Annotated in this window: 28 protein-coding genes and 1 tRNA gene; 12 read left to right on the top strand and 17 right to left on the bottom strand. The window is 69.8% G+C overall.

Features of this window, described 5'->3' with window-relative positions; all coding sequences use genetic code 11:
• Positions 1-328 precede the first annotated feature (328 nt).
• The gene (locus ACFOY2_RS47510; RefSeq protein ID WP_379534762.1) at positions 329-952 is read left to right on the top strand and encodes an IS5 family transposase; all 624 of its coding nucleotides are present in this window, start codon (positions 329-331) and stop codon (positions 950-952) included.
• Positions 953-970: 18 nt separating this feature from the next.
• Here ACFOY2_RS47510 and ACFOY2_RS47505 read toward each other — a convergent pair whose 3' ends face one another.
• From ACFOY2_RS47505 to ACFOY2_RS47480, 6 genes are all read right to left on the bottom strand, one after another.
• Entirely contained in the window at positions 971-1,810 is an 840-nt protein-coding gene (locus ACFOY2_RS47505) for a class I SAM-dependent methyltransferase (RefSeq protein ID WP_379534759.1), read from the bottom strand.
• Between the two features lie 5 nt (positions 1,811-1,815).
• Positions 1,816-2,496: a TetR family transcriptional regulator gene (locus ACFOY2_RS47500; RefSeq protein ID WP_379534758.1), complete on the bottom strand. Its 681-nt coding sequence runs from the start codon at positions 2,494-2,496 to the stop codon at positions 1,816-1,818.
• A 477-nt stretch (positions 2,497-2,973) separates the two neighbouring features.
• The gene (locus ACFOY2_RS47495) at positions 2,974-3,141 is read right to left on the bottom strand and encodes a hypothetical protein (protein WP_379534757.1); all 168 of its coding nucleotides are present in this window, start codon (positions 3,139-3,141) and stop codon (positions 2,974-2,976) included.
• A 144-nt stretch (positions 3,142-3,285) separates the two neighbouring features.
• On the bottom strand, positions 3,286-3,708 hold the full coding sequence (locus tag ACFOY2_RS47490) for a YybH family protein (RefSeq protein ID WP_379534756.1): 423 nt from the start codon (positions 3,706-3,708) through the stop codon (positions 3,286-3,288).
• A 29-nt stretch (positions 3,709-3,737) separates the two neighbouring features.
• Complete coding sequence (locus ACFOY2_RS47485; protein ID WP_379534761.1) at positions 3,738-4,049, bottom strand: multicopper oxidase domain-containing protein; 312 nt, start codon at positions 4,047-4,049, stop codon at positions 3,738-3,740.
• Between the two features lie 147 nt (positions 4,050-4,196).
• Positions 4,197-5,669 (bottom strand): FAD-dependent monooxygenase, encoded by a 1,473-nt coding sequence (locus ACFOY2_RS47480; RefSeq protein WP_379534755.1) that lies wholly within the window; start codon positions 5,667-5,669, stop codon positions 4,197-4,199.
• Positions 5,670-5,977: 308 nt separating this feature from the next.
• On the opposite strand from ACFOY2_RS47480, the gene ACFOY2_RS47475 reads away from it, so the two are divergent.
• Positions 5,978-6,169, top strand: coding sequence for a hypothetical protein (locus ACFOY2_RS47475; RefSeq protein ID WP_379534754.1), 192 nt, complete (start codon positions 5,978-5,980; stop codon positions 6,167-6,169).
• Positions 6,166-7,005, top strand: coding sequence for an integrase core domain-containing protein (locus ACFOY2_RS47470; protein WP_379534753.1), 840 nt, complete (start codon positions 6,166-6,168; stop codon positions 7,003-7,005). The genes ACFOY2_RS47475 and ACFOY2_RS47470 overlap by 4 nt, the downstream gene beginning before the upstream one ends.
• 190 nt (positions 7,006-7,195) lie before the next feature.
• Here ACFOY2_RS47470 and ACFOY2_RS47465 read toward each other — a convergent pair.
• A tRNA-Ile gene (locus ACFOY2_RS47465) sits at positions 7,196-7,269 on the bottom strand.
• A gap of 464 nt (positions 7,270-7,733) precedes the next feature.
• Complete coding sequence (locus tag ACFOY2_RS47460; protein WP_379534752.1) at positions 7,734-8,666, bottom strand: LysR family transcriptional regulator; 933 nt, start codon at positions 8,664-8,666, stop codon at positions 7,734-7,736.
• 96 nt (positions 8,667-8,762) lie between these two features.
• Between ACFOY2_RS47460 and ACFOY2_RS47455 the strand changes: the two genes are divergently transcribed.
• Positions 8,763-8,987, top strand: a complete 225-nt coding sequence (locus ACFOY2_RS47455) for a DUF6158 family protein (RefSeq protein ID WP_379534751.1) — start codon at positions 8,763-8,765, stop codon at positions 8,985-8,987.
• On the top strand, positions 8,984-9,226 hold the full coding sequence (locus tag ACFOY2_RS47450; RefSeq protein ID WP_379534750.1) for a hypothetical protein: 243 nt from the start codon (positions 8,984-8,986) through the stop codon (positions 9,224-9,226). The genes ACFOY2_RS47455 and ACFOY2_RS47450 overlap by 4 nt, the downstream gene beginning before the upstream one ends.
• Here ACFOY2_RS47450 and ACFOY2_RS47445 read toward each other — a convergent pair.
• From ACFOY2_RS47445 to ACFOY2_RS47430, 4 genes are all read right to left on the bottom strand, one after another.
• On the bottom strand, positions 9,223-9,876 hold the full coding sequence (locus tag ACFOY2_RS47445; protein ID WP_379534749.1) for a hypothetical protein: 654 nt from the start codon (positions 9,874-9,876) through the stop codon (positions 9,223-9,225). The two genes, ACFOY2_RS47450 and ACFOY2_RS47445, sit on opposite strands and share 4 nt — an antisense overlap.
• Positions 9,873-10,967, bottom strand: a complete 1,095-nt coding sequence (locus tag ACFOY2_RS47440) for a vWA domain-containing protein (RefSeq protein WP_379534748.1) — start codon at positions 10,965-10,967, stop codon at positions 9,873-9,875. Before ACFOY2_RS47440 ends, ACFOY2_RS47445 begins: the two co-directional genes overlap by 4 nt.
• Entirely contained in the window at positions 10,964-12,028 is a 1,065-nt protein-coding gene (locus ACFOY2_RS47435; RefSeq protein ID WP_379534747.1) for an AAA family ATPase, read from the bottom strand. Before ACFOY2_RS47435 ends, ACFOY2_RS47440 begins: the two co-directional genes overlap by 4 nt.
• 68 nt (positions 12,029-12,096) lie before the next feature.
• Positions 12,097-13,041, bottom strand: coding sequence for an NADP-dependent oxidoreductase (locus tag ACFOY2_RS47430; RefSeq protein WP_379534746.1), 945 nt, complete (start codon positions 13,039-13,041; stop codon positions 12,097-12,099).
• Positions 13,042-13,108: 67 nt separating this feature from the next.
• Here ACFOY2_RS47430 and ACFOY2_RS47425 point away from each other — a divergent pair, with 67 nt between their 5' ends.
• On the top strand, positions 13,109-13,519 hold the full coding sequence (locus ACFOY2_RS47425) for a winged helix-turn-helix transcriptional regulator (RefSeq protein ID WP_379534745.1): 411 nt from the start codon (positions 13,109-13,111) through the stop codon (positions 13,517-13,519).
• Positions 13,520-13,572: 53 nt separating this feature from the next.
• Positions 13,573-14,352 (top strand): putative hydro-lyase, encoded by a 780-nt coding sequence (locus ACFOY2_RS47420; protein WP_379534744.1) that lies wholly within the window; start codon positions 13,573-13,575, stop codon positions 14,350-14,352.
• On the opposite strand, the gene ACFOY2_RS47415 is transcribed toward ACFOY2_RS47420, so the two are convergent.
• Positions 14,337-14,933: an AAA family ATPase gene (locus ACFOY2_RS47415; RefSeq protein WP_379534743.1), complete on the bottom strand. Its 597-nt coding sequence runs from the start codon at positions 14,931-14,933 to the stop codon at positions 14,337-14,339. The genes ACFOY2_RS47420 and ACFOY2_RS47415 overlap by 16 nt on opposite strands.
• An 87-nt stretch (positions 14,934-15,020) precedes the next feature.
• Here ACFOY2_RS47415 and secY point away from each other — a divergent pair, with 87 nt between their 5' ends.
• Positions 15,021-16,310 (top strand): preprotein translocase subunit SecY, encoded by a 1,290-nt coding sequence (secY, locus tag ACFOY2_RS47410; protein ID WP_379534742.1) that lies wholly within the window; start codon positions 15,021-15,023, stop codon positions 16,308-16,310.
• Positions 16,311-16,331: 21 nt separating this feature from the next.
• On the opposite strand, the gene ACFOY2_RS47405 is transcribed toward secY, so the two are convergent.
• The 3 genes from ACFOY2_RS47405 to ACFOY2_RS47395 all read right to left on the bottom strand — a co-directional run bounded on the left by ACFOY2_RS47405 (position 16,332) and on the right by ACFOY2_RS47395 (position 19,197).
• Positions 16,332-16,982 (bottom strand): response regulator, encoded by a 651-nt coding sequence (locus ACFOY2_RS47405; protein ID WP_379534760.1) that lies wholly within the window; start codon positions 16,980-16,982, stop codon positions 16,332-16,334.
• A 68-nt stretch (positions 16,983-17,050) separates the two neighbouring features.
• A complete protein-coding gene (locus ACFOY2_RS47400) occupies positions 17,051-18,160 on the bottom strand; it encodes a sensor histidine kinase (RefSeq protein WP_379534741.1) in 1,110 nt (369 codons plus the stop codon).
• A 128-nt stretch (positions 18,161-18,288) separates the two neighbouring features.
• Positions 18,289-19,197 carry a phosphotriesterase family protein gene (locus ACFOY2_RS47395; protein WP_379534740.1) on the bottom strand — a complete coding sequence of 303 codons (909 nt, stop codon included), beginning with the start codon at positions 19,195-19,197 and terminating at the stop codon, positions 18,289-18,291.
• Positions 19,198-19,345: 148 nt separating this feature from the next.
• Between ACFOY2_RS47395 and ACFOY2_RS47390 the strand changes: the two genes are divergently transcribed.
• Together ACFOY2_RS47390 and ACFOY2_RS47385 are read left to right on the top strand one after the other, a co-directional pair.
• Positions 19,346-19,801 carry a TIGR02611 family protein gene (locus tag ACFOY2_RS47390; protein ID WP_379534739.1) on the top strand — a complete coding sequence of 152 codons (456 nt, stop codon included), beginning with the start codon at positions 19,346-19,348 and terminating at the stop codon, positions 19,799-19,801.
• 55 nt (positions 19,802-19,856) lie between these two features.
• Entirely contained in the window at positions 19,857-20,798 is a 942-nt protein-coding gene (locus ACFOY2_RS47385; protein ID WP_379534738.1) for a hypothetical protein, read from the top strand.
• Here the strand turns inward: ACFOY2_RS47385 and ACFOY2_RS47380 are convergent.
• Entirely contained in the window at positions 20,787-21,107 is a 321-nt protein-coding gene (locus ACFOY2_RS47380; protein WP_357805505.1) for a GroES family chaperonin, read from the bottom strand. The two genes, ACFOY2_RS47385 and ACFOY2_RS47380, sit on opposite strands and share 12 nt — an antisense overlap.
• Before the next feature lie 85 nt (positions 21,108-21,192).
• Here ACFOY2_RS47380 and ACFOY2_RS47375 point away from each other — a divergent pair, with 85 nt between their 5' ends.
• Positions 21,193-21,759 carry a DUF1349 domain-containing protein gene (locus ACFOY2_RS47375; protein ID WP_379534737.1) on the top strand — a complete coding sequence of 189 codons (567 nt, stop codon included), beginning with the start codon at positions 21,193-21,195 and terminating at the stop codon, positions 21,757-21,759.
• A gap of 48 nt (positions 21,760-21,807) precedes the next feature.
• Complete coding sequence (locus tag ACFOY2_RS47370; RefSeq protein WP_379534736.1) at positions 21,808-23,061, top strand: ArgE/DapE family deacylase; 1,254 nt, start codon at positions 21,808-21,810, stop codon at positions 23,059-23,061.
• Positions 23,062-23,615: the final 554 nt, after the last annotated feature.

Here is a 23,615-nt window from a genome sequence, read left to right as displayed (position 1 = left end):
ACAGAAAGAGCACAACCTCCAGCAGCACGATCACTGCGACCATCAGCCTGCCGTACTGGACACTGCCGCATAACCCCCGAAGGATTTACAACTCAGATCACTTAGTCTTGATCCAACACCGTGATCAAACCGAGACACCAGTCGAAGACTCCTGCGTTATCGCAGGTCAGACGTTACTTCGTTGAAAATTTCTTCATTGCTACTGGGACCCCTGCTACGGGAAGTGGATAACGGCCTACAACCGGCATCGCCGCTGGTCACTGGATAGGACCTGGGCACGGATCCTCGATGAGCTACGGGCGGGGTGCGATGAGGCCGAGGGCGAGGACTGGACGGTCAGCGCCGACTCCACGGTGGTACGCGCCCACCAGCACGCGGCCGGGGCACGGCATGCCCCGGCCCTGGACATCCCTTCAAAGGGGCCGATAAAGATCACGAACGGGTGACGTCGAGCCGGGAGGCGCTGGGACGCTCCCGAGGTGGTCTGTCCACCAAGATTCACCTGGTCGCCGACCGGCGCTGCCGCCCGATCGCCCGGCTCACCAGCCCTGGCCAGCACGGTGACTCGCCCCGCTTCATCCCGCTGATGGAGTCCATCCGCTTCCGGCGGCGCGGGCTGGGCAGGCCGCGCAAGCGGCCCGCCCGCGCGATGGGCGACAAGGCGTACTCCTCGCGGGGAAATCGCGCCTACCTGCGCAGACACGGTATTCAGGCGGTCATCCCCGTCAAGGAGGATCAGAAGGCCAACCGCCTCAAGCGGGGCTCGGCCGGAGGACGCCCGCCCAACTTCGACGCTGAGCGGTACAAGGAGCGCAACACCGTTGAGCGCTGCGTCAACAAGCTCCGCCAGTATCGGGCTGTGGCCACCCGCTTCGACAAGCGCGAGCGCATCTACCAGGGCACTCTCGATGTCGCCTCGATCCGGATCTGGCTCCGGGACCCCGTCATGTGATCACGGAACACGGCTAGTCTAGAAGCGGTAGCGCAGCACCGTGGTGCTCACTCGCCGGAATGTCGCCGGGCTACGTGACAGCAGGCCGCTGACCAGGCTGCCTACCAGGCGTATGCCCAGCGGCAGTTGCGCTGCTTCGGGGGTTCGCGTGGGGAAGCTCTCCTCGACGAGCTTCAGGCCAGGAACCCAGCGTTCGGGTTCGAGAGGGTCGTCGAAGCCGGGATTAACCACCCCGTCGGCGATGGAGCCGAAGGCGCGGGGATAGTGCTTGACCACCCAGACGGCGAGTTTGGGGTAGCCGTTGAACGCCAGTTCCCCACCGGTGAAGTGGCTGGTGAGCCGGGTCAGCAGGGACACGAGGCCGTCCTGGGTGAGGAACGGCACCAGGCCGTCGGCGACGATCATGGCAGGCCGGTCGGAGGGGAGCTGGTTCAGCCACTGCTCGTCATTCAGGTCCGCCCCGATGCCGTGGGCGTTGGCGCGCTGCGGTATTACCTGTCGTCTGATGGCGACGATCTCGGGGAAGTCGACGTCGTACCAGTCGACGGTGGCCGGCGGGTTGACGCGGAAGACCCTGCTGTCCAGCCCGGCTCCCAGATCCAGTACGACCGCGTCGGGGTGGCGGGCGATGAAGTCGCGCGCCACCTCGTCAAGTTTCTTGGCCCGCATCGCGATGTCGAAGAGTTTGCTCTTGAGCAAGGGGAATTTGGCGAGGTCGTATCCGACCTTGCTGACGATTTCGTCGGCCATCGTGTCGGCGAGGAAGGGGTGCGGCAGTCGGCTGTCGAGTGCCCGGCCGCAAAGGGTTAGCCACAGGCTGTTCTGTGCTGGTGTGAACGCCGGAAGGGTGATGCCCATGTTGCTCAGTCCTTGTCTGGTTGGGGTGGTCGCGCGTCATTCCACGCATCCTGGGCGGCCTTCAGGAGCGTGTCGTCGGTGTACAGGCCGTGGGTGTAGAGCTCGAGCATGGGCACGGTCAGACGGCGCAGCACGTCGGGGCCGAACTGCTCATGGCCCAGGAAACGCGCCAAAGGTGGCGGCAGGGTCAGCACGGCCTGGCTGATCAGGATGCTCAGCGCCGCCAGCGCTCGAGGATCGGAGGACGGACGCATCGTGCCGTCGGCGGCTCCGGCCCTGAAGACATCTTCGGATTCCGCGACCATCGCGTTCACGAACGTGATGGCGGCGGGTGTGTCCTCTTGAATCGCGCGGGCCATGTACTGCGCCTGGAGCCGGTACTCCTCGGGGTCCGACAGGTATTCGCGGTGGAGGTCATGCATTCCCGCCCCGGCGGGGCGCCCTGCGGTGCGCGCCCTTCTGGTCTGGGCGCTCAGTACGTACTCGTCACAGGCGCGCAGCAGTCCCTCCTTGTTTCCGAAGTGGTGAAAGATCAGGCCGACGCTAACCCCCGCGTCCGCCGAGATGGCGCGCAGATTGGCCTTCTGGAAACCCTCGCGAGCGAAGTGGGCGAGGGCGGCGTTGCGGATCTTGGCCCGCGCGGTCAGGTCTGCGGAAGAAGAGTCGCCCGAACGAACTGAACTCATGATTAGCATACTAATCATGAGTTCAGTCTCAAGCCAAGGCGGGGGCGGTGCGCTTGTGGCTCGGCTTCCCCAGGCTTCGATCCCTGGTTCTACACCCAGTGCCATGCCGTGGAATGCGACATCAACCGATTCAAAGCTCACCGGGCCGTGGCCACGCGCTCCGACAAGCGCGAGCGCATCTACCAGGGCACCCTCGATATCGCCTCGATCCGGATCTGGCTCCGGGACCCCGTCACATGATCACGGGACACGGCCTAACTGTCTGTTCTGCTCGAAGAAGGCCTCCCGGCCGAGGCTCTGACCCGGGGTCGTTGAGCCGGATCAGTGTCGCGGCGACCAGCGGCGGCTCTCGCGACGATTGATCAATCCGGCGGCCTCCAACCCGCCGCCGAGCCCTCGATTACACCAGCGCCGTCATGGACGGCGACACGGTCGTTCTCCACCTGTGCTCCGGCCAGACGGCCCGCATCCAGCCGGTCAGTGGTGCCGAACTGGCCGAACTCCGCCGCGGTGATGGTGCCGAGCAGGGCCGCCGATCGCGACGTCGCGGATGAACCTGCCGTCCATCGCGGTGACGTCGTCATAGAGCTCGGCCCGCAGGATTGGGATGTCGTCCTCGTGCCCGACCTTGTTACTCCTTGGCATCCCAACCTCCTGACGTCACAACGCCACGCACGGTGCGTGCATACGAGCAACCTCCCAGCCAGGGCCGACAGATCCCGTTGAAGACCCGAAGTCAGTCAGGGCTGAGTCAGACCCGGTGGGAGGTGCTCACCGACATCATCTCTGTCAGGGTTCGAGGTCGGTCACTCCCTGGCCGCTCGGGATGTCGAGCGGAACGGAGATCTGGTCGTGCGTGATCAGCCAGGTGCCGGCGATTTCTCGGAAGCAGAATGTGCCTCGGACCCACATTCCGTCCGTCGAGGTCCCGCCTTTCAAGGTGCCGGCGAGTCGGGCGAAGCAATGCCCGAACGCCACACCCTCGCCCACGGTGAGCTTCAGGCCGCGAACCTCATAGGTCACTTCCTCGAAGACCGCGAACACGTTCGCCCAGTTCTTCAGCTTCGCGTCTCTCCCTACATGCTGGAGTGGCGGCTCGACGTCGAAGGAGACGATGTCCGTGGCGTAGAGCTGCTTCAAGCCTTCGATGTCTTTGTTTCGGACGCCTTCGGCTAGCTTGTCGATGTGATTTCTGAGTTCGGTTTCGCTCACTTGTCCTGGTTCCATTCATTCGTTGTGGGTCAGATGACCTCAAGGTTGGCCATCATTCCCATGTCCTCGTGTTCGGCGTTGTGGCAGTGGAAGAGGTAGCGGCCGGGGTAGCCGTCGAAGCGAGTGATGATCTCGGCTGCTTCGCCTGGCCGTAGCGAGATGGTGTCCTTGAGACCCGCATCGTGGGGCAGCGGGGCCTTGCCGCCGCGTGAGAGCACCCGGAAGCCGACCAGGTGCAGGTGGACGGGGTGGTGGATGTCGGCGATCAGCCGCCAGGCCTCGATGTCGCCGAGGCGGGTGGTGACGTCGGTGCGGGCGGGGTCGAACGCCTTCCCGCCGATGAGCCAGCCGTGACGTCCGCTCGTCCGGCCGGCGCGGAAGGAGAGGTCGCGCGTCCGGACGGCGTCCGAGCGGCGCCAGCTCGGCAGATCGGACGAGAGCTTCTGGGGATACGGCTGGACGCGGCCGCCGACCGGGATCTTCTGCGGCTACCCATCGTGCGCACCGTGAAGACCAGCGGGGCCGAGCCACGTCGTGAGGGCGGCCCGGAGAGCGTCCAGGTCTGGCTGCTCGCCGGCGCGGGTGACCCAGGCGACGTGTCCGTCGGGACGGATGAGTACGGCGTCCGCGCCGAGGTCGGAGCCCTTCGCAGGATGGGCGCGGACGAGATCGACTCGGTCCGCCCAGCCGGTCACGACGGCGGCGAGCGGCGGGAGACCACCGAGATCCAGCAGAACCGCGCGAGCGCGGTGCAGCAGTTCGTAGACGCGACCGTGTTCGAGGTCGAGATCCGGCATCCGCCTGCCGAGGAGGTCGTCCGTCCCCTCCATCGGATACCTGGTGTCGGTCGCGGTGATCATACCGGCCAGGCGCAGCCGTACCTCGTCGATGCCGATGAGATCGCCCAGCACCTCGCGCAGAGCGGAGGTGTGATCGTCCACCCGCCAGAGGGCGGTCTGGGCGCGGGTGTTGTGCAGGACGCGGGCGGCGACCGGGTGGCGTTCTGCCTGGTAGGTGTCGAGCAACAGGTCCGGGGCTTGGCCGCGGACGACGGCGGCGAGCTTCCAGCCGAGGTTGACCGCGTCCTGCACACCGGTGTTCAGGCCCTGGCCGCCTGCCGGGAAGTGGATGTGCGCGGCGTCGCCGGCCAGCAGGACCCGGCCCACGCGGTAACGGTCGGCCTGGCGTGCCGCGTCGCCGTGCCGGGAGAGCCAGCGCGGCGAGTGCATCCCGTAATCCGTCCCGGCAATCTTGAGCAAGGACTTGCGGAGGGTCTCCAGGGTCACCGGTTCGTCCCGGCCAGCCACGTGATCGAACTCGTTGGTCAGCACCCGGTAGTCCGGACCGTAGGACAGCACCGAGAATCTGCCGTGCTCGCGCCGCTCCTGGAAGATGTCGGCCGCGGGCGGCTCGGCGAGCTCGACGTCGCCGAGCATCGCGGTCATCGTGGCCGGGGTGCCGGGGAAGGCGATGCCGGCGAGCCCGCGCACAGTGCTGCGGCCCCCGTCGCAGCCGACGAGGTGGTCCGCCCGGACGCGCGACCCGTCCGCGAGCTCCACCGTGGCGCCCGTCTCGTCCTGGGAGAACCCCGTCACCTCGGCGTCGCGGCGCAGCCGTACCCCCAACTGCGCCGCGCGCTCCTCCAGCAGCCGTTCCACCTCGGCCTGCAAGATGAGCAGTGCGTACGGATATCGCGTCGCCATATCGGATAGGTCGAGACCGAGTCCGGAGAAATGCATGTCCCGCCGCGGCCGTCCGCGCTCGAGGAACCCGTCGAGCAGGCCCCGCTGATCGAGCATTTCCATCGTGCGGATGTGCAGGGCTCCGGCCCGCGATTCCACCGTTCGAGGCTGCGGGAGCCGCTCAAGGACGAGCACATCGATCCCGGCGAGCCCCAGCTCGCACGCGAGCATCAGCCCGGTCGGCCCTGCTCCGGCGATCACTACCTGGGTATCGGTCATGGTCAACTCCTTGGTCATCTTTCAGTCGAATGGGTCAACACGCGCAGAGGAGACGGAGAGGCGTTCGTCGATCGCCTGCCGCCCCGCTTCTGCGGCGGCACCTTCGCTTGCGCCAGACATGCGCGATCGCGACTTACTGCGCTGCGGCTGCCGACTCCTACCGGCTGATCTGACGCGGAACCGTCAGTGCGAGGAGTTCGTCCGGGTTGCGGATGGCGTAGAGGTGGGTGATCTTCCCGTCGACGACATCGTGTGCAGTGCCAAAACTCGTCCATGGCATCTGACCGGGCCTTCTATCCTCAGCACTCATGTTCCTACGCCTGCTGTATCTGCTGATGGTCCGGTTGTTCGGCTGGTTGACACTTCTCTCGCGGGGCGACGCCTCCAAGGACGTAGAGATCTTGGTGCTGCGTCATGAGGTCGCCGTCCTGCGTCGTCAAGTCTCCCGGCCGCACTGGCGCGACTGCTCCCCATGCGGCTTCGCCTCCATCGGATCGTGACGCCGGGCACCTTGCTGGCCTGGCACCGCCGCCTGGTCAGCCAACGCTGGACCTTCCCCAACACAGCTGGACGTCCACCGATCCCGGACGAGCTGCGTGAGCTGGTGATCCGGTTGGCCAGAGAAAATCCCCGATGGGGGCACCGGCGGATTCACGGCGAACTGCTCGGCCTCGGCCATCGAATCGGGGAGGGCACCATCCGCCGGATCCTCGCCGTGGCCGGCCTCGGTCCAGCGCCACGTCAGGCGTCACCGACCTGGCGACAGTTCCTCACTTCGCAAGCCTCCGGCGTATTGGCCTGCGACTTTCTGCACGTCGACACCGTGTTCCTCAAACGACTGTACGTCTTCTTCGTCATGGAGATCGAGACACGCCGTGTACACCTGCTGGACGTCACCGCCAACCCAACGGGCGCATGGACGACCCAGCAAGCCCGGAACCTGCTGATGGACCTGGGCGAACGCGCCGGCACCTTCAGGTTTCTCATCCGCGATCGTGACGGCAAGTTCTCCCGCTTGTTCGATGAGGTGTTCGCCGCCGCCGGTGTGCGGGTCATCAAGACGCCCGTCCGGTCCCCGCGAGCGAACGCGTTCGCCGAACGATTCGTGGGAACACTACGCCGAGAGTGCCTCGATCACCTGCTCATCTATGGCGAGCGGCACCTGCGCAAGGTCCTGACCGAGTACGAACACCATTTCAACCATCATCGCCCGCGTCAGGGCCGCTCCCTCCGCCCTCCGTTGCACGACCCCAGCGAAGTGATCGACGTAGCCGCCCAGATCCACCGCCGGAGGACCGTCACTGGGCTGATTAGCGAGTACCGCAGAGCAGCCTGACCGTCCGGCAAACGGCCAGCTCACCAGCAGTGTCCGCGTTTTGGCACCGCACACGGTGGTCGCCTAAACGATCTACCGCGATACACGGTCCGTACACAAGAGCAACCACCGAGCAACCAACCATGATCAACAACGTGATCGAAGGCAGGCGAGAACCGAGAAAACCCAGGTCGGACGCGGTATTCGAGAGTAGGGCGGGTGGGACTTGAACCCACGACCCACGGATTATGAGTCCGATGCTCTGACCGGCTGAGCTACCGCCCCTGGATGAAGTTGTCTGGCACCGAGAGGATCATGCCCGAGCCCTCGCGCAAGCTAAGGTTAGAGCATCGGATCCGCTCATGGTGCCGTGCTGTGCGGAAGACGGGCTTCCACCGACATCATTCCATGCCGACCAGCGTTGTCGGAGTCCAGGACGATCATATTCGGGTCTCGGTGCCCAGGGGGACGGGATCAGCCGAAGGCGGACAGTGGGAGAAGGACCGGTAGTACGCGGATGTGCCGGTGTTCATGTTGCTCGTGGTGATCCGGGGGCGCCTGTCTTGGGCGTCGTTGGTTCTTTATGCAAGGTGACGGCATACGTCCGAAGGGGGCTGGATGCCGTCATGGCTGACGCGCCGATCGCGGTCGCGATCAGCGTCGGGTCGCGGAGCGTTGCTCACTCCTGGCTGCTGGGACGTGACGGCGGCCTGGGAGTGGAGGAGTGCGGGTTTGCCCCTCTCGTTGGGTTATGGAGCGGTGCCGTAGCCTGGGTTGCGTACCAGCCAGTCGTAGTAGACCGGGCTGCGGCGTACCGCGTCCATGTGCGCCTGTTTGGCCTGCGCCACCACCCACGCGGCTTCGGGTGTGGTGGGGTGGCGGCCGAGGAGTTGCCGCCAGCGCAGGGGTGCCCCGGCGATCGGGACCATGGTCAGGCCCTGCGCGGACTGGTGGGTGGCCTGGCAGAGCACCACGGCGCGGCCGACCTGGGCCAGGTGGGTGCAGGTGGGCACGTCGGTTTCGTAGATCGTTCCTGGTGTGAAGCCGGCCCGCGCGCACGCCATCGCGAAGCAGTCCGCGAAGCAGCCGTCACCGGGGGTGACCGCCCATTGTTCGGCGGCGAGATCGGCCAGTTCCACCTCCTTCTCCTTGGCGACGGGGTGGGAGTCGGCGACGAGGCAGAAGACGGGGTCGATGCTGATCGTCTCCCATAGCAGGGCGCCGGTGGGGGTGCCGGAGTCGCCGCACGCGCCGGTCAGCACGTAGTCGAGCCGGCCGAGTTCGACCATGTTGGTCAGTTCGTGGGTCGACCAGGACGTGTACGTGCTGACCTTCCGTTCGGTGGCGAGCCGGTCGACCAGGCCGCCGAGTATGGGGCCGTTGGTGGCGCCGATGCGGAATCCGGGTGAGGGGGTGTGCGCGAATCGTACGGCTTCTTCCTGTAGCTCCTTGGCTGCGGGGAGTAAGACTCTGGCCCTGGCGAGTACCAGCTCGCCGAGGCGGGTGGGCCTGGCGCCGTGGCGGTCGCGTTCGAACAGGGCGCCGCCGAGCACCCGCTCGATACGTTTGAGCTGGGCGGTCAGTGCCGGTTGGGCCAGCCCGAGCAGGGACGCCGCCTTGCTCACACTTCCCGCGTCCGCGACCGCGCGGACGATCCTGAGGTGCCTGAGCTCGAGGTCCATAACGGGAAGGTAAGGCGGCGCTCTCTTCCAAACAATGCCTATATGTCAGGAATTGTGACAGATATTGTCGGGGGATCTCCGGGGTAGGGGGAACCCATGACGACGATGGGAATAGATCCGGCCCAGCTCAGCGAGGATGATCTCGTACGCGAGCTGAGGCAACTGCACGCCACCCGAAGCGACACCTTCTTCCACGGATCCGACGACGCGCTGTCGCGGCACACCTCGCGGACCAACGAACTGGAGTCCGAATACCTGCGCCGCCACCCGGACCGCGAGGTCGACCCGTACCGGTTGAGGGAGGGAGCGAGACAACGATGATGATGATCGAACGCCACGACGTCCAGGCTCTGTCGGACATCGACATCTACGTGTACGAGGCGGTGGCCTCGAAGGTGGTCGAGTCGGGCAGCGCCGGCCTCGACGGGCTCGTGCGGGCCTCCGGGCTGAGCGAGGACGACGTGCGCAGGAGCATCGCGGTGCTCATCGAGCAGGGGTACGTGGTGCCGCGCGGCGACCGGTACGGCCTGGGGCCGCACACCTTCGAGGTCGAGTACTAACGATCCGACAGGGCACGCAGGACGGCTGCCTGCGCCGCCGTGACCCCGGACGCCCGCTGTCCGGCGGCCTCCTGCGGAGTGAGCCCCGCCGCGCACCATGCGGCCACCTCCGCCAACGGGACCGCGCCCCACCAGGAGGCCATGACCTCCAGAGCGGGCAGGCCGAGCCGCGCCGCCTCCGCCGCCGTGAACCCCAGCGCCGCGAACACCCGCGCGTCCCCCTGGTCCACCCGTCGCCGCGCCCACGCCTCGGCCTCGGCGCCGTCCCAACCGGCGTCGGCGTAGACGCGGGCCACGTCGGCGGGCACGCCGGCCCGCAGCAGTCGGCGCAGCGCCTCGGCGCGGCCGGGGTCCAGGTCGGCGGGCGGGGGAGTGGCCAGCCGCGCCAGTCGTGCCGGCCAGGACCCCCGGCTCGGGCGCTCGCCGGACAACTGCCTGCGGGCCGCGTCGTGCGGGGCGACGCCCAACTCGTGCCAGCGGACGGCGTCCGCGGGCGTCATCCCCGCCCGCTGCCAGGTGATGACCGTCTCGGGCGTGGCACCGGCCGTGCGCCACAGGCGGGCGTCGGCGGGTTCGGTCACGCCGGCCTCCCGCCACGCCGCCGCCTCCTCCGCGGTGAAGCCCGCCACCCGCCAGCGCCGGTCCGTCATGCCGCATCCCTCCTGATCCGGACGGAACTCGCCCACTCTGGAGCCGCCCCGCCATCGAAGAGGCAGATCATGGTGTATGGGCGGGGCCGCCGTTCCGGCCACGGCGTGTCGCCGTCCGTCAGCACGATCACCACGTCGGCGCGGGCGGCGGCCTCGAAGCCCGGCCGCAGATCCGTCCCGCCGCCGCCCACCAGCTCGACCTGGGCCAGGTCCCGCACCCGCTGGACCGGGTGGGCCGCCGCGTCACAGCAGGTCACGTCGACCCGGCGGTTCCCGGTCGCCCGCAGGATGCCGTTCAGCTCCCCGAGTGCCCGGGACAGGGTGTCGTCGGCGATGCTGCCCGAGGTGTCGACGATGACGTGGACGCGGAGGAGCGGGCGCACCAGGGCGGGCAGGACGATCCCCGGCGCGGACGGGGCGCGTCTGGACGGGCGGCGGTAGCTGAAGTCCACGCGCCCGGCCGCCTGCGTCAGGCCGCGCCGCACCAGGGCCGCCAGCAGGGTCCGCCAGTCCACCTCCGGCCGGAGGGTCGTCTCGGCCCAGCGGCGCCACCCGGCCGGGGCCGTTCCCCTGGCGTCGATCTCGGCGGCGACGGCTCGGGTGAGCAGCTCGCGTTCCAGGGCGGTCATGACGCTCGGGCCGGTGAACGGGGCGCGGCCGCAGGCCACCAGATGGTCTGGCACGTCGATGAGGTCCAGCAGGTCGGCGTACCGTTCGGCCAGCAGGCCCTCGGGGAGGCCGAGCGCGTCGGGGGAGACGGCCTCGGCGGGGGCGCCTTCCAGGTCGTCGTTGATCTCGGCGTCGGCGGCGCGGTCCCAGCGCAGGGTCTGGTCCCGGTACGGCTCCGCGCGGGTGTGGTGGTCTCTGAGCAGGTGTCCGACCTGGTGGAGCAGCCACCAGCCGAGTTCGGGGACGGGGGTGTCGGCGGTGGAGCCGGGGTTCAGGTGGACGTTCCAGTTCTCGTCGGAGGGAAGGCGCGGCGAGGCGGCCGGGTCGATCAGCGGGGTGAGGGCGAAAAGGGCGGAGGTGAGGTACGGGGCGCGCGCGGCGGCCCAGAGCCGTGCCGCGGCGAAACGTTCCTGGGCGTTCATGGCATGAGTCCCGCGGAGCGGAGGATCGGCGTCAGCTCCAGCACCGTCGTGGGCAGGACCGCGCCGTGCGGGCGGCGGACGGCCAGGGCGCGGGCCGCGCCGGCCGCCACGTCGGGGGTGCGCCGGGCCACCCGGCCGATGAGCGTCCAGGCCCGCTGCCAGGAGTCCGCGCCCCCGTCGGCGCTCACGTGGGCGACGACCGAGCCCAGAACGGCGTGCACCCGGTCCACCCGGTCGGGCAGCGGCGCGGCCGGGTCGGCGAGCAGCGTCTCGGGATCGGGCAGGTCGAGGTCGCGCAGCCAGGACAGGAACTCGAACCCGGCCGCCTCCCCGACCGCCCCGATCACCAGCTCGGCCCGCACCCGCTCAGCTCCAGCCCCAGAGGCCCAGGTCCAGGTCCAGGCTACGGCGGTTGCCGCGAGCTCCCACGTACGGGGGCTCGGCCAGCCGCGCGCGGCCCCGTCGGGCACCGCCAGCACGAGCTCCGGCCGTACCCGCAGGAACGCCCCCACCAAGGCCCGCGCCCGTGCCGGGCCGGCGGGGTCGGGGTCCCACCGCATCGGGGGCGGAGCGGCGAAGCCGGCGGTGAAGCCCTCCGCCACGGAGGCGGCGCTGACCGTCCAGTCCAGGTGGATCAGCCGGTTGGCCAGCGGCGCCGACAGGTCCCACCCGTCCGCCGCCTGCTCGGGAGGGTTGGCCGCGGCCACGACGCGGACCGACGGCGGCAGCGCCAGGTCCCCGACGGCCCGCTCCAGCACCACCCGCAACATCGCGGCCTGCACGGCGGGCGGCGCGGTGGTGAGCTCGTCCAGGAAGAGGATCCCGGACCCGGCCGAGGCCAGCCGGGTGGCCCACCGGGGCGGCGCGAACCAGGTCTCCCCGTCGCGCAGCACCGGCAGCCCGGCGAAGTCGCTCGGCTCCCTGATCGAGCCCACCACGACCTCGACCGGCAGCCCGAGCCGGTCGCCGAGTGCCTGCACGGCCGACGTCTTCCCGGTCCCCGGCGCTCCCCAAAGGATCACCGGCAGGTTCGCCGCGACGGCGACGGACAACGCATCCATGAACACCCCTGAGCGTCAACTTTGATTGACCCGATGAGGGTCAACGTAGGTTGACGGAAGGGATTCTGTCAAATCTCCAGGACGAGCTTGCCGACGAAGTCGCCGCTCTCGATCAGCGCGTGCGCCTTGGCTGCCTCGGCCAGCGGAAAGATCCGGTCCACGTGCGGGGCCAGCTTCCCGTCCGCCGCCAGCGCGGCCAGCTCCGCCAGCGCGGCGTGGTCGGGTTCCACGCTGAACGAGCCGAACCGCAGCCCTGCCTCCGCGTACGCCGCCTCGTCGGCGGGCGTCATCCCCGCGGCCCCGATGAACGCGCCCCCGGGCCGGAGCGCCGGCAGCGACCGGGCCGGATAGTCGCCGCCCACCAGGTCGAACACCACGTCCACGTCCGGCACGGCGTCGGCGAAGTCGACACTGGTGTAGTCGATCACCTCGTCCGCTCCGAGGCCGCGCACGAACGCGTGCTTGGCCGCCCGAGTCGTGCCGATCACGTACCCGCCGCGCAGTTTGGCGAGCTGCACGGCCATATGCCCGACCCCGCCCGCCGCCGCGTGGACGAGCACCCGCTGCCCGGAGGAGACGTCGGCGATGTCGGAAAAAGCCTGCCATGCGGTCAGCCCCGGCATCGCCAGCGCCGCCGCCCGCGCGTGGTCGACGCCGGACGGCTTGCGGGCCAGCTGCCGCGGCCTGGCCACCACGTACTCGGCGTAGGCCCCGGCGTAGAGGGGGAAGTTGACCATGCCGAAGACCTCGTCGCCGGGCTTGAATCGGCCGACGTAGCCGCCGATTTCCTCCACGACGCCCGACACGTCCCAGCCGGGGATCAGGGGCGGCTCGGTGTAGTCCGGCGGGTACGGGGTGCGCCGCAGCTTCCAGTCCGGCGGATTCACCGCTGCGGCCCGCACCCGCACCAGCACCTCGTGCGGTCGGGGGACGGGCCGCGGCACCTCGGCGAGCTCCAGCACCTCGGGCTCGCCGAAGGAGCGATAAACGATGGCACGCATGTTCTCTGTCATGCCGCCCATGCTGGCCGCGGCCGGTACCCATTGTGAAGAAGGCACCTGTTTGGTATTCAGGTACCTGATGGATACCACCTTTCCCGACCTCAGGAAGTATGGCGGCGCCGACGCGTTCCTGCGCGCCTGCAAGCCCCGCACCGTGCTCGACATCTTCACCGGCAAGTGGACGGGGCTGGTGATGGGCGCGCTGCTCGACGGGCCCAGGCGGTTCAACGAGCTGCGCAGGATGCTCGACGGCATCACCCAGAAGATGTTGTCGCAGAATCTGCGCACCCTGGAACGCGACGGCCTGGTCACCCGCACCGTCTACCCGACGATCCCGCCCCGCGTGGAGTACGAGCTCACCGGCCTCGGCCACAGCGCCATGGGCGTCCTGCGGGCGATCGGAGACTGGGCCGGCGAGCACGCCGACGACGTCCTCACCGCCAGGCAGACCTACGACGAACGCGCCCGCGAACCGGTCAGGGCCGTCTGAGCCGGACGCCACCCGCTGCCCACGAAGACCGCGCGCAGGCGTACTGTCAGGGAGTGGACGTCGCCGACCTGAGCCCCGCGCAGGCCCGGGAGCGCTTCCGCGCCGGTCAGCGGGCGCCGACCGCGGGCTGGTGCCGGGGCTGGACGCAGGCCAACCTGATCGCCGTGCCCAAGGCGCTGCGGTACGAACTGCTGCTGTTCGCCCACCACAACCCCCAGGCGTGCCCCGTGCTCGACGTGGGAGAGCCCGGCGCCTGGGCCACCCGGCTGTTCCCCGGCGACCTCCGTACCGACCTGCCCGGATACCGGCTCTACCGCGACGGCGTGCCGGTGGCCGACCTCGACGACGTGGTGGCCGAGTGGCGCGCGGACCTGGTGCCGTTCCTCATCGGCTGCAGCTTCACCTTCGAGCGGGCCCTGCTGGCCGAGGGGGTGCCGGTGCGGCACCTGGAAATGGGGACGAACGTGCCGATGTACCTCACGAACGTACCGTGCAGGGCCGCGGGCCGGCTGTCAGGGCCGCTGGTCGTGTCGATGCGGCCGGTGCCGCGCGACCTCGTCCCGGTCGCCGTCGAGGTGACCGGGCGCTACCCGATGGTGCACGGCTCGCCCGTGCACACCGGCGACCCGGCCGCGATCGGGATCCGCGACCTCGGCGAGCCGGACTTCGGCGACCCCGTCGAGGTGCGGACGGGGGAGGTGCCGCTGTTCTGGGCGTGCGGGGTGACGCCGCAGGCGGCGATCATGGCCAGCGGCGTCGAGTACGCGATCGGCCATCTGCCGGGGCACATGGCGATCACGGACGCGCGAGATGAGGACTACCGAGTGGCTTGACGCCGGCACGTCTCGGCCGACCGCGGTATGCCCGCCGCCGTGAGCTGTTCCCCCACGGACGGCGCGCCCCGCCGGTTGTCGATCTCCAGATGCGGGACGACCGGCGGCTCGTCCACCCGGATGTTCCTCAGGTAGTCGTCGAAGGCCGCCAGCTTGCCCGCGTCCTTCCCGAACCCCCTGGTCACCAGGCGCTCGAGCAGCGTCGGGCCGTCGGAACGCACCCACAGCAGCCGCACCTGCGGGCCGCCCAGCTCCGCCACCCACCGCTCCCACCGGGCCGCGTCGTGCACCTGGGCGGTGAACGGGCCGTCGAGCAGCACCGGGCAGCCGTGGCCGCGGATCTGCCCGGCGAGTCTGGTCAGGCCCGCGTATTCGTGCCGTTTGACGTGCTCGTCATACCAGGGACCCTCGCGCTCGCCGTCCGGCCTGCCATGGTCACGCAGGACCTGGGCCACGAAATCGCCGTACACCGTGTCCTTGTCGAGCAGGGCGGGCACGGGGGACAGGCGCTCCAGCAGCGCGGCCGCGACCGTGGACTTGCCCGCCCCCGGCGGGCCGCTGACCACCCACACAGTGCTCATGCGATCACCGTATACGCGGATTTGCGTACACCGACGCCTCGTCTCAGCGGACGACTCCCGGGGCGTCCCCGGCCAGACTCCTTGACCATGCTGACCGTCTTGACCAGGGCGTTCCGGGTGCCGGAGCTGCGTAAGAAACTGCTGTTCACACTGGGGCTGATCGCCCTGTTCCGCCTGGGGCAGACCCTGCCGTCGCCGGGCGTGGACGTGGTGGCCGTGCGGGAGTGCGTGGGGTCCGCCAAGGGCGGCGTGTTCGACATGATGCAGATGCTCAGCGGGGGCGCGATGCTGCAACTGTCGGTGTTCGCGCTGGGCGTCATGCCGTACATCACGGCCAGCATCATCATGCAGCTCCTGGCCGTGGTCGTGCCCCGGCTGGAGACCCTCAGGAAGGAGGGGCAGCGGGGACAGGCCAAGATCACGCAGTTCACCCGTTACCTGACCGTCGGGCTCGCCGTGCTGAACGCGGGCACGGTCGTCGCACTGGCCCGCACCGGACAGCTCCTGCCCGGCTGCACCCGGCCGCTGCTGCGGGACGACAGCCTGCTCGGCGTCCTCGTGATCGTGATGACCATGGTCGCGGGCGCGTGCGTGGTCATGTGGCTGGGCGAGCTGATCACCGACCGGGGGATCGGGAACGGCATGTCCATCCTGATGTTCACCCAGGTCGTCGCCGTCTTCCCCGGCTACATGGCCAGGATCTTCGTGCTCACGCCCTTCGGGTTCGTGGTGATGATCGTGTCGGGGCTGTTCCTGGTGGCGGCCGTGGTGTTCGTGGAGCAGGCGCAGCGGCGGATCCCGGTGCAGTACGCCAAGAGGATGCTGGGACGGCGGATGTACGGGGGGAGCAGCACGTACATCCCGATGAAGGTCAACCAGGCGGGCATCGTGCCGGTCATCTTCACCACGTCCCTGCTGTACCTGCCCACGCTGGTCGCGCCGCTGGCGGGCGGCGAGGTGGAGGCGTGGGTCGCCCGCTACCTGGCCTCCGGCACGCATCCGCTCTACATGATCGTGTACGTGCTGTTCATCGCGGCCTTCGCCTACTTCTACGTGTCGATCACCTTCAACCCCGTGGAGGTGGCGGATAACATGCGGCGCTTCGGGGGGTTCGTCCCCGGCATCCGGCCTGGGCGGCCGACAGCCGAGTACCTGGCGTTCGTCCTGTCCCGGCTGACCGCGCCGGGGGCGGTCTACCTGGGGGCGCTGGCGCTGCTGCCGCTGGTGGCGTTCGCGATCCTGCGCGATCCCGGGACCCAGCAGAACTTTCCGTTCGGCGGCACCAGCGTGTTGATCATGGTGGGGGTGGGGCTCGAGACGGTCAAGCAGATCGAATCCCAGCTCCAGCAGCGCAACTACGAAGGCTTTCTGCGGTAAGAGGGCTCGTGCCGGATCGGCTCAGATCGGCGGGGCGAGGCCCGCTCGGATGGCGAACACCACGAGCTGAGCCCGATCCCTCGCCCTGAGCTTGACCATGGCGCGGCTGACGTGGGTGCGCACGGTGTCGGGGCTGATCACCAACTCCCTGGCGATCTCGTCGTTCGACCTGCCGGTGGCCACCCACGCCACCAGCTCCCGCTCACGGGGCGTCAGCGTCTCCATCCCCTCGACCGGCTCGGCGCCGTGCCGCCCGAACAGGCCGACGACCTTGCGCGTGATCGCCGGTGACAACAGCGCCTCTCCGGCCGCCACCACGCGCACGGCGTTGAGCAGCTCGTCGGGGGCGCTGTCCTTGAGCACGAACCCGCTGGCCCCGGCCTGGAGGGCGGCGAAGACGTACTCGTCGACGGCGAACGTCGTCACCACGACGATCCGCGTGGCCCGCAACTCCGGATCGCCCGCGATCGCCCGCAGCGCGGCCAGGCCGTCCATGCCGGGCATGCGGATGTCGAGGAGCAGCACGTCGGGACGGGTCCGCCGGATCAACGCCACCGCCGCGCCACCGTCACCCGCCTCGCCGACGCACTCCATGCCGGGCTCCCGCTCCAGCAACGCCCGCAACCCCATCCGCACCACGGCCTGATCATCGGCCACCGCCACCCTGATCACCCCGCCCGGCGGGGCCGGGGTCTGCTGCGGGGACGGGCCGTCGGAAGGTGTGGGGCCGTTATGAGGGGTCACGTTGCGACCTGCGGGAACGTGGCCACCACCCGGAAGCCGCCGCCTTCGCGGGGTCCGGCGGCGAAGTGGCCGCCGGCCTCCGTGACCCGGGCGCGCATCCCGGCCAGCCCGCGCCCCTCGTCCGCGCCCGTCCATCCCACGCCCCGGTCGGCCACCTCCAGCATGAACGCCTCCCGCTCTCCGCCCGCCCGGACCAGCGCCCTGGTCGGGCCGGCGTGGCGCAGTACGTTGGTCAGCGACTCGCGCACCACCCGGTAGACGGTCCCCTGGAGGTGGGAGGGCACGACGAGGTCGGCGGGTTCGACGTCCACGGGCAGCCCGGCGGCCCGGACGCCCTCGATGAGGCTCGGCAGGTCGCCGCCCGGCGGGTCGATCCCGTCGAGCGCGGCCCGCAACTGGGCGAGCGCCGTCGTACTGGTCTCCCGGATCGCCCGCAACGAGGCCCGCGCCTGCTCAGGGTCGTCGTCGAGGGTGACGAGCGCGATCCCGGCCTGCATGGCGATGGCCGCCAGCCCGTGACCGGCCGCGTCATGCACCTCCCCGGCGATCCTGGCCCGCTCCGACGCCACCACATCCGCCCCGCCCGCCTCGCCCGCGAACCTGGGCGTCCAGTGCGCAGGTTCGGTTGTCCCTTCCGCAGGGGTCGGGCGCTCGCGGGAGGGGCGGACCGTCGTGAGGTGGGCGCTGTGCGCGGCGGGGATGCACCACGGCGACGCCGCGCGACGCCCGGCCTCCGCGTCAGCCCATCGCGCCTCGACGGCGCCCGGGGACGTACCGCTGGATGGGGGTCCGTCGGGTTGGCCTAAGGGGGTGTGGCCGCCCACAAGGGCGGCGGAGTGGCGAGGTGGTGTGGCGGGTGGTTGGTGGGTGGAGTCGGCTTGGAGGGCGGGGGGTTCGGCGTCGGCGGCGGCTGCCGCGGCGGCGGCGCGGGCCTGGGCGAGGCCGTTGAAGGACCAGGGGACGGCCAGCCAGCCCGCCCAGGCCAGCATCACCACGACCGGGATGTCTCCGAGGCGGGTCAGCCGGGAGAGGGCGGCGAGCGGCCGGCGCAGGCGATCGCTCCCGCGCGGCGGGCAGCCGCCCCTGTGCGTGTGCTCGGTCACCATCCCCCACCAGGCCCAGGCTCGTACAGGCTTGATCCTAGCGAGCTTTCACACCGTGCGGCTCGCCCGCGGGCCGTTCGGACCCCAGAAGATGATCTTGATTGGGGCGACCTCGAGAAGATAGGGCGCGGTCAGCTCAGTCCGCTGGTCAGCCAGCGCAGCGGGTTGTCGTGGGTGATCAGGCGGATGGTGTCCTCGCCGGTCCCGGCCTCGCGCAGGCGCGGCAGCAGGGCGTGGAACAGGTGGGCGTAGCCGGGGCCGCCGTACCGCTGGACCTGGCTCACCCGGTTGAGCCCGGTGCTGAGCAGCAGGCGTTCGGCGTGGCCGTCCTCGATGAGGGCGAGCGCGGTCCTGGCCGCCTGGTCCGGGCCTGCGCCGAGGGAGCTCAGGGACACGTACGCCCCGGTTTCGGCGATCTTCCTGGCGGTGGCCGGGTCCGAGCCCGACAGGCCGACGGCCACACGGGGGCCCGGCAGGTTCTGGCCGAGGAGGATCTCCAGCAGGTCCAGCCCGTTCTGGCCGTGGGTGGCGACGGGCAGGCGCGACTGCGAGGAGGCCTGGGCGGCGGCCACCAGGCAGCGCTCCTCGCGCGGCGTCAGCTCGGCGCCCCAGGAGCCGACCTCGCCGATCACGCCGGGGAAGACCCCCGTGCCGTCGATGCCGTTGAGGATGTCCTCCAGCAGCAGCCTGGTGAGGGTGTCCACGTCGGAGTCGTCCACGTTCGTGAACGGCTGGGCGAACAGCCCGGTCGAGGCGATCACCGGCACCCGGCTGCCCGCCGCGACGCGGGCCAGGGTGGCGGCGTCGCGGCCCATGCCCATGCAGGAGAGTTCGACCACCAGGCCGAGCTGATCGGACTGCCGCAGCTCGCGGAGTTCGGCGGTGACGGTCGTCTCCTCGTCGAGCCAGCGGTGCGGGTCGGAGTCGATGCCGACCGCCCAGCGCATGTCGGTGCGCAGGTGCTCGTGGGGGAGCACGGCGCCGTTGACGGCGGCCGCGCGTACAGGACCTGTGACGGTACGGAGCAGAACCTCGGGCATAGCCGACATTAACCGATGTTTGCCGCAAGAAGCCTGTTCAGGCATGAAATTTTACCCCCCGTCGCGTTTGGTGGTTTGCTCGTCGCCTGCAACTGACCACGGGAGCCGGACCGTATCCTGGGTGGCACACCGACTGCCGGGGGGAATTGTGCAGATTCAGAACTCCGACACCGGCGACGCCGACGTGATGAAGGACGAGGCCGCCGGCCGTTCTAGCGTGCCCGAGCGTCGTACGGGCATCCACGGATGGCTTGACGGCGTCAGGTCCACCCGGACGGGCGCGCTCACGCTGAAGATCGTGATCGGCGTGATCGGCACCATCATGGTGGTGGGCGGTCTGATCATGGTGCCGCTCCCCGGGCCGGGGTGGCTGGTGGTGTTCGCGGGGCTGGCGGTGCTGGCGACGGAGTTCCACTGGGCGCACAAGGTGCTGGAGTTCGGCAAGCGGACGCTGCACGCCTGGACGGAGTGGTACAAGCTGCAGGGCTGGTTCGTCCGCATCGTCGTGTTCATCGTCACCGCGGCCGCGGCCGCGGTGATCGTGTACTGCGGGCTGCTGACGATCGGCGTCGACGTCATCGAGATCGCCCGGCGGTTCATCTAGACCCGGTGGTTATCGCGCGGGAAAACCCGGGATTCCGCGCTCTATTCTGCGGGGCGTGATCGCCGAAATCGCCCTCGCACTGTCCCTGACGCTTTCCGGCCAGGCCGCGTTGCCGGTGGCCGCCCGCGCGGATCTGGCCCTCCCGGGCACTTCTGGCGTGAAATACCGTGAAAAAGCGGGAGATCCGGTACGCCTGACCGCCTACGGTCTCGGCACCAAGCGCACCTACCTCAGGTCCACGACCGGCGACGGCTTCGCCTGGGAGAAGACCCTCTCCGAGATCTCCGTCGCCCCCGGCGGCCGGCTGACGGCGGGCGTGCCCACGTCGTACCGGTCGGGCTATGACACCCTGGTCGTCACCGACCGGGTCTCCGGCGCCACCAGCAGGATCCGCACGGTCAAAAAGCCGCAGACCGCCTCCTACGCCTCGTGGTCGCGCGACGGCAAGAAGGTCGCCCTCACGGTCGAGCACAAGGAGGCGGGAAAGTGGCGGGTGATCGGGTTCACGGTGGTCGACGTGGCCGCCAAGAGCGCGCGCACCGTCCGAGTCACCGGCCTGCCCCCGAACGCCGGCTTCTGGTGGAGCCCCGACGGCAACCTCGTCTCGATGCACGGTACGGGCCTGCGCATCTACCGGCCGGACGACGGCGCGGTCGTGCGCACCTACGCGGGCATCGGCCGGCCGACAGGGCCCGAGGACTCGTTCGCGCCCTCGGGCAAGCGGCTGACCACGTGGTGCCCGTCGCGCTTCAAGGAGCAGGTCTGCCTGATCGACCCGGCCGCAGGCAGGATCGTCCGGCGGATCGACGTCCGTCCTGAGGCGATGTTCGGCTGGTGGGACGAGAGCCACCTCATCGCCGCCATGGCCCACGGGAACGCCTACAGGCTGGTGGTGCTCGACCTCGACGGGAAGACCACGCGCATTCTGGCGGACGTGCCCGCCAAGACGTGGTCGGGAGAACTCTGGCTCTCTTTCACCAGGAACTCAAAGGTATAGGCCGGTGCCGTGGTCGGTCTCCTGGGTGGCCACGGCGTGCAGGTCGCGCTCGCGCATCACCAGGTAGACCTTGGCGTGCACCTCCACCTCGTACTGCTCCTCCGGGTTGAACAGCACCTTGTCGCCCACCTTGACCGAGCGTACGTTCGTGCCGACGCCGCAGACCTCGCCCCAGGCCAGGCGGTTGGCCATCTTGACCGTCGCGGGGATGACGATCCCGGAGCCGCTGCGCCGCTCCTCGGCCTCCTGCTCCAGCCGGATCATGACCCGGTCGTGCAGCATCTGAATCTCGAACTTGGGCTCTACCACAGGCCCAAGTTTACGAGCCGCGGGAGAGGCCCCGGGACGGTCGGCGCTCCTATCCGGCCGGTCCCCGCCGTGACAGGATGAGGTCATGATCATGGCCTTCGGCGAGACGGGCTGGCAATGGCTGAACGCCCCGCGCCAATGGACCGCCGACGACGGCCTCAGCCTGTTCTGCGACCCCGGCACCGACCTGTGGCGCAAGACCCACTACGGCTACACCTACGACACCGCCCACATCTTCGCCCGGCCCGCCACCGGCGACCTGCGGCTCACGGTGACCTTCTCCGGCGACTACGCCGAGCAGTACGACCAGGCCGGAGCCGTGCTCAGGATCGACCAGGAGAACTGGATCAAGGCGGGCGTGGAGTACGTCGACGGCGGATTCCACCTCAGCACGGTCGTGACCCGCTCGTTCTCGGACTGGTCGGTGCTGCCGGTGGAGGTCCTGGCCGAGCGGGTGACGTTCGAGCTGGAGCGCGCGGGCGACGCGGTGACCGTGCGCTACGGGCTGAACGACGAGCCGCCGCGGGCCATGCTCCGCCTGGCCTACTTACCGCCCGGCGGCCCGGTGCTGGCCGGCGCCATGGCCGCCGCCCCCGTCGGCAAGGGCTTCGCCGTGCGGTTCCGCGACATCCGGATCACCGCCCCCTGCTAAGGGCAGCCCCCGCCGACGTTGTCGGTGCCGCATGAGAAGGTGTGCACCATGAGCGACGCGGAAGCCCGGGTTCTCAATGCCATCGACGCGGCCGAAACCGTCCGGTTGCTGGCCGAGACCGTCAGCGTGCCCAGCATCACCGGCTCCGACGCCGAGTCCGACCTGCAGCACCGCTTCGCCCGCCTGCTCACCGAGGCGGGCATGGACGTCGACGTCTGGAAGCTCGACCTCGCCGACCTGACCGGCCGTCCCGGCTTCCCCGGCACCGAGGCGCCCAGGGCCGAGGGGTACGGCGTCGCCGCCGTGAGCGCGGGCGAGGGGCCGCCCGCGCTGGCGCTTCAGGGCCACGTCGACGTCGTCCCCACCGGCGACCTGGCCAAATGGGCGGGCAGCGACCCGTTCGCCGCCCGGATCACCGGCGACGTACTCCACGGCAGGGGCGCCTGCGACATGAAGGCCGGGCTCGTCGCCAACCTGGCCGTCGCCAGGGCGCTGCGCAGGTCCGGGGTCAGGCTGGCCAGGCCGCTGGCTGTCCACTGCGTGATCAGCGAGGAGGACGGCGGGCTCGGCGCGTTCGCCACCCTGGCCAGAGGCCACACGGCCGAGGCCGCGGTCATCACCGAGCCGACCAGCGGCGCGGTCATCACGGCCAACGCGGGGGCGCTGACGTTCCGGCTGGAGATCGCCGGACGGGCCGCCCACGGCGCCACGCGCTACGAGGGGGTCAGCGCGATCGAGGTGTTCTGGCCGGTGTTCGAGGCGATCAGACGCCTGGAGGCCGAACGCAACAGCGACGTGCCCGGCGTCTTCGCGGGCAACCCGATGCCGTACCCGATCGAGGTCGGCGCCGTGCGTGCGGGCGACTGGGCCAGCAGCGTGCCCGACCTGCTGATCGCCGAGGGGCGGCTCGGGGTCCGGCTCGACGAGGACCCGGCGCCGGCCAGGGCCGCCTTCGAGGAGACGATCGCCGGCGTCGCGCACCCCTGGCTGCGGGAGCACCCACCGGTGGTCACGTGGCCGGGCGGCCAGTTCGCCAGCGGCCGGCTGCCCGCGGGGCACGTGCTGCTCGACGAGGTCACACGGGCGGTGGCCGACGTCACGGGCCGGGCTCCCGCCGAGTCTGCGGCGCCGTACGGGAGCGATCTGCGGCTGTACGCGGCGGGCGGGATCCCGACCCTGCACTACGGGCCCGGCGACGTACGGTTCGCGCACGCGCCGAGGGAACAGGTCGACCTGCGGGAGCTCCACGAGGTCACCCGCGCCCTGGCCCTCCTCACCGTCCGCCGCTGCGGCACCCTCTGACAGACCGACGGCGGCTCAGCAAGGGGCTGCGACGGGAGGGCCAGGAGAGCGCCCATGTGTCTCAACACCCCGCGTGTGGAGGGTTCTGGACGAGTTGAGGAGCGGTACGACCGCCCGAGGGCCGAAGCAGGCCTTTTCACGCTGGCCGGCTGAGCTGTAGGCCTCGGGCGCTTGCTGAGCTGCGCTGAGGTACTGGCCCGGTGCTGGCTGGGCCGCATCGAAGCCCTGGTTACCGTGCCGACCGGCTTGGTTGCGCCGAGATGCCGAGACCGGTCGACTGAGTCCTCACTGAGATGCCGAGATCGGTGCAGGCTGGGCCGCTGCTGGGATGCCAGAGTTGGCTGGTTGAGCGCCGCAGAGATGCCGCTGGGATTGCTGCCGGGGAGGTTGGGGGTGGTCGGTTGGGCCCTCCGCCAAGATGTCGGGATTCTGGGTCGACCGAGTCGGGCGGACGCGGTGATGCGGTGGCGGGGCTCCGGAACGCGGGTTGAGGAGGACAGTGTCGGTGTCCGGCGGATATTTTCGCTCGCATGTTCCACTCGAAAATGTAAACT

It is taken from the genome of Nonomuraea purpurea (assembly GCF_042650645.1).
Taxonomy (GTDB): Bacteria; Actinomycetota; Actinomycetes; order Streptosporangiales; family Streptosporangiaceae; genus Nonomuraea; species Nonomuraea purpurea.
This window is presented reverse-complemented; position numbering and strand designations above follow the sequence as displayed.

Bases quoted from the DNA above. Each gene is read 5' to 3' on its own strand.
- ACFOY2_RS47495 (WP_379534757.1), bottom strand. From the start codon at position 3,141: ATGCCAAGGAGTAACAAGGTCGGGCACGAGGACGACATCCCAATCCTG.
- ACFOY2_RS47395 (WP_379534740.1), bottom strand. From the start codon at position 19,197: ATGCCCGAGGTTCTGCTCCGTACCGTCACAGGTCCTGTACGCGCGGCC.
- ACFOY2_RS47435 (WP_379534747.1), bottom strand. From the start codon at position 12,028: ATGGATGCGTTGTCCGTCGCCGTCGCGGCGAACCTGCCGGTGATCCTT.
- ACFOY2_RS47475 (WP_379534754.1), top strand. From the start codon at position 5,978: ATGTTCCTACGCCTGCTGTATCTGCTGATGGTCCGGTTGTTCGGCTGG.
- ACFOY2_RS47430 (WP_379534746.1), bottom strand. From the start codon at position 13,041: ATGACAGAGAACATGCGTGCCATCGTTTATCGCTCCTTCGGCGAGCCC.
- secY (WP_379534742.1), top strand. From the start codon at position 15,021: ATGCTGACCGTCTTGACCAGGGCGTTCCGGGTGCCGGAGCTGCGTAAG.
- ACFOY2_RS47445 (WP_379534749.1), bottom strand. From the start codon at position 9,876: ATGACGGACCGGCGCTGGCGGGTGGCGGGCTTCACCGCGGAGGAGGCG.
- ACFOY2_RS47375 (WP_379534737.1), top strand. From the start codon at position 21,193: ATGATCATGGCCTTCGGCGAGACGGGCTGGCAATGGCTGAACGCCCCG.
- ACFOY2_RS47425 (WP_379534745.1), top strand. From the start codon at position 13,109: ATGGATACCACCTTTCCCGACCTCAGGAAGTATGGCGGCGCCGACGCG.
- ACFOY2_RS47450 (WP_379534750.1), top strand. From the start codon at position 8,984: ATGATGATGATCGAACGCCACGACGTCCAGGCTCTGTCGGACATCGAC.
- ACFOY2_RS47480 (WP_379534755.1), bottom strand. From the start codon at position 5,669: ATGACCGATACCCAGGTAGTGATCGCCGGAGCAGGGCCGACCGGGCTG.
- ACFOY2_RS47500 (WP_379534758.1), bottom strand. From the start codon at position 2,496: ATGAGTTCAGTTCGTTCGGGCGACTCTTCTTCCGCAGACCTGACCGCG.
- ACFOY2_RS47440 (WP_379534748.1), bottom strand. From the start codon at position 10,967: ATGAACGCCCAGGAACGTTTCGCCGCGGCACGGCTCTGGGCCGCCGCG.
- ACFOY2_RS47370 (WP_379534736.1), top strand. From the start codon at position 21,808: ATGAGCGACGCGGAAGCCCGGGTTCTCAATGCCATCGACGCGGCCGAA.
- ACFOY2_RS47415 (WP_379534743.1), bottom strand. From the start codon at position 14,933: ATGAGCACTGTGTGGGTGGTCAGCGGCCCGCCGGGGGCGGGCAAGTCC.
- ACFOY2_RS47455 (WP_379534751.1), top strand. From the start codon at position 8,763: ATGACGACGATGGGAATAGATCCGGCCCAGCTCAGCGAGGATGATCTC.
- ACFOY2_RS47460 (WP_379534752.1), bottom strand. From the start codon at position 8,666: ATGGACCTCGAGCTCAGGCACCTCAGGATCGTCCGCGCGGTCGCGGAC.
- ACFOY2_RS47400 (WP_379534741.1), bottom strand. From the start codon at position 18,160: ATGGTGACCGAGCACACGCACAGGGGCGGCTGCCCGCCGCGCGGGAGC.
- ACFOY2_RS47505 (WP_379534759.1), bottom strand. From the start codon at position 1,810: ATGGGCATCACCCTTCCGGCGTTCACACCAGCACAGAACAGCCTGTGG.